Annotated in this window: 8 protein-coding genes; 1 reads left to right on the top strand and 7 read right to left on the bottom strand. The window is 71.8% G+C overall.

Features of this window, described 5'->3' with window-relative positions; translation table 11 throughout:
* From tssF to tssA, 7 genes are all read right to left on the bottom strand, one after another.
* Nucleotides 1-1,596 (bottom strand): type VI secretion system baseplate subunit TssF (gene tssF, locus L2I40_RS13345; RefSeq protein WP_237215450.1); only part of this gene is annotated, 1,596 nt, incomplete at its 3' end.
* A 166-nt stretch (nucleotides 1,597-1,762) separates the two neighbouring features.
* A complete protein-coding gene (gene tssE / locus L2I40_RS13340) occupies nucleotides 1,763-2,263 on the bottom strand; it encodes a type VI secretion system baseplate subunit TssE (protein ID WP_237215449.1) in 501 nt (166 codons plus the stop codon).
* 4 nt (nucleotides 2,264-2,267) lie between these two features.
* Nucleotides 2,268-3,089 (bottom strand): type VI secretion system accessory protein TagJ, encoded by an 822-nt coding sequence (locus L2I40_RS13335; RefSeq protein WP_237215448.1) that lies wholly within the window; start codon nucleotides 3,087-3,089, stop codon nucleotides 2,268-2,270.
* Entirely contained in the window at nucleotides 3,086-4,642 is a 1,557-nt protein-coding gene (gene tssC, locus L2I40_RS13330; RefSeq protein ID WP_237215447.1) for a type VI secretion system contractile sheath large subunit, read from the bottom strand. Before tssC (L2I40_RS13330) ends, L2I40_RS13335 begins: the two co-directional genes overlap by 4 nt.
* 31 nt (nucleotides 4,643-4,673) lie before the next feature.
* A complete protein-coding gene (tssC, locus tag L2I40_RS13325) occupies nucleotides 4,674-6,167 on the bottom strand; it encodes a type VI secretion system contractile sheath large subunit (protein ID WP_237215446.1) in 1,494 nt (497 codons plus the stop codon).
* 4 nt (nucleotides 6,168-6,171) lie between these two features.
* On the bottom strand, nucleotides 6,172-6,681 hold the full coding sequence (tssB, locus tag L2I40_RS13320; RefSeq protein ID WP_237215445.1) for a type VI secretion system contractile sheath small subunit: 510 nt from the start codon (nucleotides 6,679-6,681) through the stop codon (nucleotides 6,172-6,174).
* A gap of 179 nt (nucleotides 6,682-6,860) precedes the next feature.
* Nucleotides 6,861-7,988, bottom strand: a complete 1,128-nt coding sequence (tssA, locus tag L2I40_RS13315) for a type VI secretion system protein TssA (protein WP_237215444.1) — start codon at nucleotides 7,986-7,988, stop codon at nucleotides 6,861-6,863.
* 116 nt (nucleotides 7,989-8,104) lie between these two features.
* Between tssA and L2I40_RS13310 the strand changes: the two genes are divergently transcribed.
* A partial coding sequence (locus L2I40_RS13310; protein ID WP_272910961.1) for a Clp protease N-terminal domain-containing protein occupies nucleotides 8,105-8,647 on the top strand: 543 nt, incomplete at its 3' end.

Raw genomic sequence — 8,647 nt, 5'->3', positions numbered from 1 at the left:
TGGCCCGGCAGGCAGCCGGGCGGCGCCGGGCTGTGCCGAGACCTCGAGCAGCGAGCCGATCGCGGCGCGCGTCTCCGCCGCGTCGCGCAGGTCGTGCAGCCGGAGCACCTCGCGCAGCGCCGCCGCGCCCTCGCCGCCGCCGACGACCGAGAGATGCGCGAGCGACAGCTGCGAGATCAGCCGCCAGCCGGTCTGCTCCTTCAGCTTGCGGCGCAGCGTCGGGGTCGGCGCCGTCATGGCCTGCAGCCCCGCCACGGCCGTCGAACCCTCGACCAGGCGCAGCTGCGGGCGGCCGCCGCCGAAGGGCAGCTCCGACGGCAGGTCGCGGTTGGTGCAGAGCGCGTCCACCGACAGCACGGCGTCCGACCCGCGGCGCGGCACGAGCTCGGGGTCGTGCGGCTGCAGGAAGACCTCCGTCGCACCGTCCGGCGCCGGCCGTCGCATCGCCGCGTAGGAGCCGCCCGGCGTGCCCGGCTCGGGGTCGGCATGCGTCATTCGGTGGAAGGGCCGCCAGGGGCGCGTGCCGCCATCGGGCAGCGGCTCGCGCACGCGGGTGACGGACCAGACCTCGGTCGCTGTCGGCCGTCGCGCATCGGGCACGACGCGGTACTCGGTCGCGGTGTCGTCGAGCCGGATCGGCTCGCAGCGCTGCGGGAAGATGTTCACCACCGGCGTGCAGCCGAGGGCGAAGCTCTCGGCATCGATGGCGCGCTCGAGCTCCGGCACGGCGCGCGACAGCCAGATGAAGACATCGAGGCGGTTCCCGGCCGGCGCCGCGGTGCGGCTCGACATCCGGCAGAGGTCGAGGAAGAGGAACTTCTCCGGCACCGCGAAATACTCGGACAGCAGGCGGAAGCCCGCGAAGCCGCGCGCCGGCCAGGGCAGGAGCGCTTCCTCGGGCGCGAAGCCGACGGGCTCGATAACCTCGGGCCCGAGGATCGCGGCGCGCGGATCGGCGGGCCCTTCCGCATAGCTGACCGAGATGGCGTGGGCGCAGAGCAGCTCGTGCAGCGCCGGCGCGTTGGTGCCGCGCAGGAACAGGCGCAGCCGGTCGAGGCCGAGCTTGGTGAAGTTCATGTCCGGCGTCATGCCCTTGAGCGTGATCCGGAGGCACGCCACGGCGCCGGCCGCGAGCGGGTTCGGCGGCGCGACGATCGGCAGGCCGGTCAACCGCGCCGCCTCGATCTCCACCGGGGCGAGCGTGACCGGGTAGGCGGTGCGGAATCGGCACCGCTCGCCGCGCACGGCCTCGGTGTCCACCAGAAGGCCGGAGGCGAGGGTTGCCGGCGCCTGCAGCGTCGGCTGCGGCGCGAAGCGCGCGACGAAGCAGGAGGGGAAGGGCGCGAGGTAGTGCGGGTAGAGCACCTCGAGCAGCGTGTCGGTCAGCTCGGGGAACTCGTCGTCGAGCCGGTGGTGCACCCGCGCGGCGAGGAAGGCGACGCCTTCGAGCAGGCGCGCCACATGCGGGTCGTCCACCGAGTCGGACGACAGGCGGAGCCGGCCCGCGATCTTCGGATGCGCGAGCGCGAACTCGGCCGCCAGGCGGCGGATCGCGTCGAGCTCGCGGTTGTAGTAGGGCAGCAGGACGTCGGACACTTCTTGCTACCTCAATCGCCGGCGCGCGCATCCGCGCGCTTGGCTTTCGCGCCGCAGGCATGACGCGCCAGGCTGCGCGGTCGGTCGCGGCGCGGACCGCCTTGCGTCCTCGGGGCGCTGCGCGCCCCGCCAGTGCCTCTGCGTCCGGTGTTCCTGCCCATGGGCGTCACGCCGCGGTCTCCCGCACCACCACGTCGTCGCGCGCGGCGTCGAGGAGGGTGTCGAAGCCCACCGGCTCGGGCGCCGGGTCGGCATCGAGCAGCGCCTCGACCCGCAGCCGCAGAGTGCCGCTGAGCTGGTCCTCGGCCTGGCTCAGACGGACTTTGAGCGAGATGAAGCGCGGTTCGAAGCGGCGGATCGTGCGCTCCACCTCGAGGCGCAGCACCTCCCGCTGGTCGGCGTCGTTGAACGCGCCTGCCGCGAAGTCGGGCAGGCCGTAGCCGGCCGGGGAGGTCTCCAGCTCGCCGAGTTGCGGCGGCAGGGAACGCCAGCGCCGCCGGGCGTTCAGCAGCGACTGCAGGTCGCGCCGGACCGACGCGCGCAGCCTCTCCAGCACCTCGGCGTTCGACAGCACGCGGTCGCGCTCCTGGTCGGGCGCGTCGTCCATCAGCCGGTCGAGCAGCGGCAGCTGGGCGCGCAGCTCGCCCCGGTCGCGGCGACCGGACATGGCGTCAGCCGGCCGCCGGGAAGGTGAGGTGGCCGAGTTCCATGATGGACACCGCCGCCTCGCCGAGCAGGAAGGTCCGCTGCCCGACACCGCGCACCGGCCCGGACTCCGGCCCGATCCAGTCCGTGGAGCGGCCGAGCGCGAGGCTGTCGTCCGAGGTGCCCTCCGCCGGCGCGTAGATCGCCGGCACATACACCTCGCCCTCCGGCCCGTCGGCCACCGACATGGTCGCGCGGCGCCACAGCAGGTCGCGCGGGCGCTTCGGCGGGTGGAACTGCACCTCGCGCAGGCGCTCGATCGGGATCCAGAAATACTTGCCCGTCGTGGTCAGCACCTCGACGCTGCCGCCGATCAGGTCGTCTGCGTCGCGCATGTCGTCGAAACGCTGCTCGCCATGCATGCCGTGGACGTGCGGACGCGCGGCTTCGGCCGCCGCCGCCTCGCGCGCCGCGCCCTCCGCGTCACCAGAGCGCAGCGCGACGAGCGCGGACAGCGCATGGCGCTGCGCGGTGGTGGGCTCTCCGAGGAACTCGGGCACCCGTCCGTCGCGGAAGGTCTGGCGGCGCGCCACCTCGGCGCGCAGGAGCTGGCGGAACTCGGCGACCGCCACCGCGGCGCCCGGCTCGACGTCGGCCGCGGCGTCGAGGATGACGTCGGCGCGTTCCGCGTTGCCGGCGAAGGCCAGCATCTCGGCCAGCAGCACGCGCGCCCTGAGGTCCTGCGGCGCGGCCTTCACCGCGGCGCCTGCCGCCGCCACGGCTTCCGTAAGCCTGCCGGCGTGGAACAGGGTGCCGGCCTGGCCGGGCAGGGGGGATGTGCTGCTCATGATGCGGCGTTCGCTCCTCTGCGGCCGGGGGCCGAGATTTCGGTCAGCAGGATGAAGCTGGCCGAGACGTCGTCAAGCTGGTGGTGCGGCCGTAGATGCGCCGTCGCGGCGAAGACGCCCGGTTTGCCCGGCTTCTCCGTCACGCGGATGCTTCCCTCGGTCAGCGGGTAGCGTGCGCGCTGGTCGCCGGTCGCGCTGCTGTTGGAGTTGACGTAGCCCTGCAGCCACTTGTGCAGGCGCGCCTCGACCTCGTGGGCGGTCTGGAGCGACCCCACCATGTCGCGGCCGATCACCTTCAGGAAGTGGGCGAAGCGCGCCGCGCAGAGCATCGCGTTGAGCTGGGCGGAGATGCGCGCGCTGGCGTCGGCGGCGGCTGCGTTGGCGCCCATGTGCCGCTGCGGCGCCTGCAGGCTGCGCGTGGTTCCGAAGACCAGCTCGCGCGCATAGGGCATCGCGCAGACCGGCATCATTCCGGCATCCACCAGCTGGCGTTCCTGCCGGTCGGTCAGCGCGATCTCGACGGCGACGCGTGTCCAGGCCTCCGCGGGCCCGCTGGCGAAGGTCTCGTCCGGCAGGTGCTCGACCAGCCCGCCGCCCGGACGGTCGGTCTCCACGCCGCGCACATCGGCCGGCCAGCCATGTTCCGCCATGGCGCGGCACGTGCTTGCGGCGAAGGCGTAGGCGGCTGACATCCAGACGCGGGACCGCCAGTCCGGCGTGTGCTCGGCGTAGCGGAAGCGGTCCACGCGCGCCGGGTCGTCGCGCCAGGGCGGTCGGGCGAGCAGGCGCGGCAGCGCGATGCCGACGAAGCGGAGATCGGCGCGGCTCGCGAGGCCGCGCCACCGCGCGTGGTCGGGGCCGTTCAGCGGCGCCGCGACGTCCTGCACGGCCTGCAGCTCGGCCCAGGAATCGACCTCGAGCAGCGACGGATGCGCGCCGAGGACGACGGGGGCGAAGGCTGCGGCGCCGACCGCGGCGAGCGAGGCGATCGCGCCGACGTCGTCCGTGGCGGCGCCCGGACCGGGGCGATGGCGCACCTCGTGGTCGATCACCAGGAGGCCGTAGGGCTCGCCACCCGGCGTGCCGAACTCCTGCTCGTAGATCAGCCGGAACAGGTTGGAGCTGTCGAACTCGATCGCCCGCTCGAGGTCGCGGACGATCTCCATCCAGGCGGCGTGGAGCACGCGGACCTTCACTCGGCGTCCAGGCTCGATTCCATCCACCAGCCAGCCGAGGCCGCGCCAGCTCCCTTCCAGCCGTGTCAGCTTCGGGTGGTGGAGAATGGCGTCGAGCTGCCGTCCGATCGCCGTGTCGATCGCCGCGATGTCGCGGTCGAGCGCGCCACGCAGCGCGTCGCGATCGGCCAGCAGGCGGTCGGCCGCCGGCCCGAACCAGGTGCGCACCGCGGCTTCCGCGGTGCCGGAACGTGCGAAGGCGGCCAATTGGCCCGCCGCCTCCTCATGCTTCTCGCCGAAGAAGCCGCCGGCGAGCGCTGCCTCCCGCAAGGGAGGCGCGGCGGGGCGCGACGGACGGAGGACGATCGTCTCGTCCACCTGCGCGTCGCTCCCCCGCCGCGGTCGCCCGTCAGGACTTCTGCGGGATGCGCGCGACCATGCGCATGGAGGTGGTCAGCTCCTCCATCTGCAGCCACGGGCGCATGTAGGCGACGGCGTTGTAGGAGCCGGGCTTGCCCGGGATCTCCTTCACCTCGACCTTCGCTTCCCGCAGCGGGTAGCGCGCCTTCATCTCGGCGCCGGCGTTCTCGTTGGAGTTCACGTAGTTGCTGATCCAGCGGTTCAGCCAGCGCTCGCAGTCCGACGCCTCCATGAAGGAGCCGATCTTGTCGCGACCCATCACCTTCAGGTAGTGCGCGAAGCGGCCCGTCGCCATGATGTAGGGCAGGCGGGCGGAGATGGCGGCGTTCGCCGTCGCTTCCGGCCTGTCGTACTTCTTCGGCTTCTGGACCGTCTGGCCGCCGAAGAACACGGCGTAGTCGGTGTTCTTGTAGTGGCAGAGCGGCAGGAAGCCGAGGTTCGACAGCTCGAACTCGCGGCGGTCGGTGATGCCGATCTCGGTCGGGCACTGCGCGTCGGCGTCACCGTCGTCCGAGGTGAAGGTGTGATGCGGCAGGTTCTCCACCTTGCCGCCGCCCTCGGCGCCGCGGATCGCGACGCAGAAGCCGTACTGCGAGAAGGCGTTGGTCAGCCGCCCGCCCATCACGTAGCAGGCGTTCATCCAGCAGTAGTCGTGGTGGCCCATCTTCTTGGCGGCGCCGGTGACCGGATCGGACGGCGCCTCCTCGTAGTTGAACTCCTCGATCGGCTTGGTGGCCGAGCCATAGGGCAGGCGGGCGACGGTGCGCGGCATGACCAGGCTGACGAAGCGCGCGTCCTCGCTCTCGCGGAAGCTGCGCCACTTGGCGTACTCGGTCGTCTCGAAGATCTTGGCCAGGTCGCGCGGCTTCGACAGCTCGGTCCAGTCGTTGAAGCCGAACATGCCGGCGCCGACGCCGGAGACGAAGGGCGAGAAGCCGGCGGCCGCGATGTTCGACATCAGGCGCAGCGTCTCGACGTCGTCCGGGTGGTGGGTCCACTCGTAGTCGCCGAGGATGGCGCCGTAGGGCTCGCCGCCCGGGGTGCCGAACTCGTTCTCGTAGAGCTTCTTGAAGAGCTGGCTCTGGTCGAACTCGACCGCCTTGGTCAGGTCGCGCGTCAGTTCCTTCTTCGGGATGTTCAGCACGCGGATCTTCAGCGACACCGAGGTCTCGCTGTTCTGCACGAAGTAGTGCAGGCCGCGCCAAGACCCCTCGAGCTTCAGGAACTTCGGGTCGTGGATGATCGCGTTGAGCTGCGTCGACAGCTTGGCGTCGATCGCGGCGATGGCACGGTCGAAGGTGCGCGTCAGGTTCTTGTCGAAGGTGACGGTGCCGGCAAGCGCCTGCTCGACCAGGTTCTTCACCAGGTCCGCGGCGCGGTCGGGCTCGGTCTGCTTGGTCGCGGAGACGACCTGGTCGAGAAGGCCCAGCGAGCCTTCGGTCGTCGTCGTCGCGCCGGCGGCGGAGGAAGAGGTCTCGGACATCGGATCAGCCTTCCTGCTTGTCGAGGCCAAGTTCGGACGAGAGCTTCTTCATCTCGGCCTCGTTGCTCAGCACCTGCTCCAGCAGTGTCTCGAGCTCCTCCGAGCGGTCCACCTTGCTCATCAGGTCGCGCAGCTTGGCGCGCGTCTCCATCAGGGCGGCGAGCGCCGGCACCTGGGCTGCGATCTTGGCCGGCTCGAAGTCGTCCATCGACTTGAACTTCAGGTCGACGGCCATCTGGCTGCCGTCGCCGGCCAGCGTGTTGTCCACCTTCAGCTTCAGGCCGACATTGTACGACGCCATCACGTCGTTGAAGTTGTCGCGGTCGATCTGGACGAACTTGCGTTCGGCCAGCGGCTTCAGCGGAGCCGTCGGATCGCCGGAGAAATCGCCCATGACGCCGACGACGAAGGGCAGTTCGCGGAGGACTTCCGCGCCTTCCGTCTCGACCTCGTAGGTGATGTGCACGCGCGGCTTGCGCACGCGGTTCAGCTTGTCGTGGATGCTGGCGCTCATCGCCCGGAAACCCCCTCTCAACACAGTTGTTGGCCGCGGGCATCCCGAGCGGGCGCTCCCCGCCGGGGAGCGCCGCCTGCCGGCCGCGAAGCCGTGGGATGCTATGTGGTTCCGCGCGTGCCGGTCAAGGAAGCGCGCGCATCATTCGCGCGGCAGGCGAAGCCCGGCCGCGGTGCCGTTCAGCCGACCGACGTCTTGATGCCGAGCGAGGCGAGGATCGTCTGCCGCGCCGTCTCGTCGGGCACCAGCTCCTCGAGCAGCTCGGGCCAGCTGAGGCGCGCGCGCCGCACGGCGTCCTGCAGCGTGTAGGCCAGGGGCGAGTTCGGCTCGGTCCGCTTGAAGTAGTCGGCGATCTCGACGAGCTGGCGCAGCATGTCCTCGCGCGACCGGCCAGGCGAGGCGGCGCGCGGCGCACCCGGCGCGCCGCCGCCGCCCTCGGCGGCGCCGCTTTCGCCGACCTCCGCGACCTCGTCGGCGGCGAAGTCCACCTCCTCGGCCGGCGCATACTTGTTGGCGAAGTCGAGCATCTCCTGCAGCAGGTCGCGCACGCGCCCGGTGGACGGGCCGTCCGCGCCGGCGAGCTCGTCGAGCTTCGCGGCCATCTCGCCCCAGGCGGCCTGCGCGTCCTTCAGGCGGTCGCGCAGCACCTTGAAGCTGCCCTGGCCGGCGGCGCGCGCTTCCGTGTCGAGCGTCTCCGGCGGGATCGCCCCGGACTTCAGGCGCTGCTCCTTGCGCGTCTCGTCCAGCGTCGCGAGCTCCATCGAGCCCTGAACCTGGAACCACGCGATCGAGGAGCCGTCGGGGCGGCGGAACAGGGGCAGGCGGCGCAGCGCAGGAAGGAGCAGGCCTTCCTTCTCCGCGCCGCTCAGCCCCGTCACCCCGGCGACCCGCGCGGCGATGCCGTCATATTCGTCGGGCAGGGGGAAGACGCCGTCCCAGTACCGCTCCGCCAGGCCCTTGATCAGCAGCGCGCCCGCGGTCAGGCCGGACAGCCCGTGCATGCGCAGCAGCGCCTCGGTGAGCATCGCCGCGATGTCGAGGTCCTTGCTCTTCTCGAGCAGCGCCGCGCGGGCGAGCTGGTTGATGGTGCGCCAGGCCGGCGCAAGGCCGCCCTCCTCGCCGCCGTCCGTCTCGGCGCGCCGCTCCGCCTCGCGGGCCTCCGCGCGGGCATCGCGCAGCCGGAACCAGGGCGACTGCGCCGAGGTGTCCTCGCGCAGGTCCACGCCCTGCGGCGTGTCGCCTTCTATGGGTGCGAGAAAGGCCTCGAGCTCGAAACCTTCTGGCAGCACGGGCGCAGCAGACGCCATGGTTGAACTACCCCCCTCTCGACCCGCCCCGGCCGTCGCGAAATTCGCGCATCCGTTGCTGGACGAGACAGTGGATTATCACATAGGGTTGCGCCGCACGAGGGGGCGGGTGGGGCATGGCGGCTGTCGATCTGAAATCGCTGGTCGGGCGGATGAACGACACCTGCCGGCGTGCGCTGGAAGCCGCCGCGGGCCTCACGCTGTCGCGCAGCCACTACAACGTCGAGATCGAGCATCTCCTGCTGGCGCTGGCCGACCGCACCGACACCGACTGCGCGGCCATCTTCCGCCACTACGAGGTGGACATGGCGCGCTTCGCGGCCGATCTCGGCCGGGCGCTGGACAAGATGAAGACCGGCAACGCGCGCGCGCCGAGCCTGTCGCCCGACATCGTGGAACTCGGCAAGCAGGCCTGGCTGCTCGGTTCGATCGAGCTGGGCGCTGCCAAGCTGCGCAGCGGCCACCTGATCCTGGCGCTCGTCGCCGACGAGACGCTGGCGCGGCGGGCGCGTGAGGCCTCGGGCCAGTTCGCGCGCATCCCCGCCGATGCGCTGCGGCGCGACTACCACGCGATCTGCGGCAACACGCCCGAGGCGCAGGCCAGCGCGGCCGCCGCCGCTGCGGGCTCGGAGGCCGCGGCGGCCGGCGGCGACGGCGCG

Origin of the sequence: Falsiroseomonas oryziterrae (assembly GCF_021864505.1) — a bacterium.
Classification (GTDB): domain Bacteria; phylum Pseudomonadota; class Alphaproteobacteria; order Acetobacterales; family Acetobacteraceae; genus Falsiroseomonas; species Falsiroseomonas oryziterrae.
This window is presented reverse-complemented; position numbering and strand designations above follow the sequence as displayed.

Excerpts from the sequence above, each read along its gene's own strand:
- tssA (WP_237215444.1), bottom strand. The coding sequence starts at position 7,988 with ATGGCGTCTGCTGCGCCCGTGCTGCCAGAAGGTTTCGAGCTCGAGGCC.
- tssB (WP_237215445.1), bottom strand. The coding sequence starts at position 6,681 with ATGAGCGCCAGCATCCACGACAAGCTGAACCGCGTGCGCAAGCCGCGC.
- tssC (WP_237215446.1), bottom strand. The coding sequence starts at position 6,167 with ATGTCCGAGACCTCTTCCTCCGCCGCCGGCGCGACGACGACGACCGAA.
- L2I40_RS13335 (WP_237215448.1), bottom strand. The coding sequence starts at position 3,089 with ATGAGCAGCACATCCCCCCTGCCCGGCCAGGCCGGCACCCTGTTCCAC.
- tssE (WP_237215449.1), bottom strand. The coding sequence starts at position 2,263 with ATGTCCGGTCGCCGCGACCGGGGCGAGCTGCGCGCCCAGCTGCCGCTG.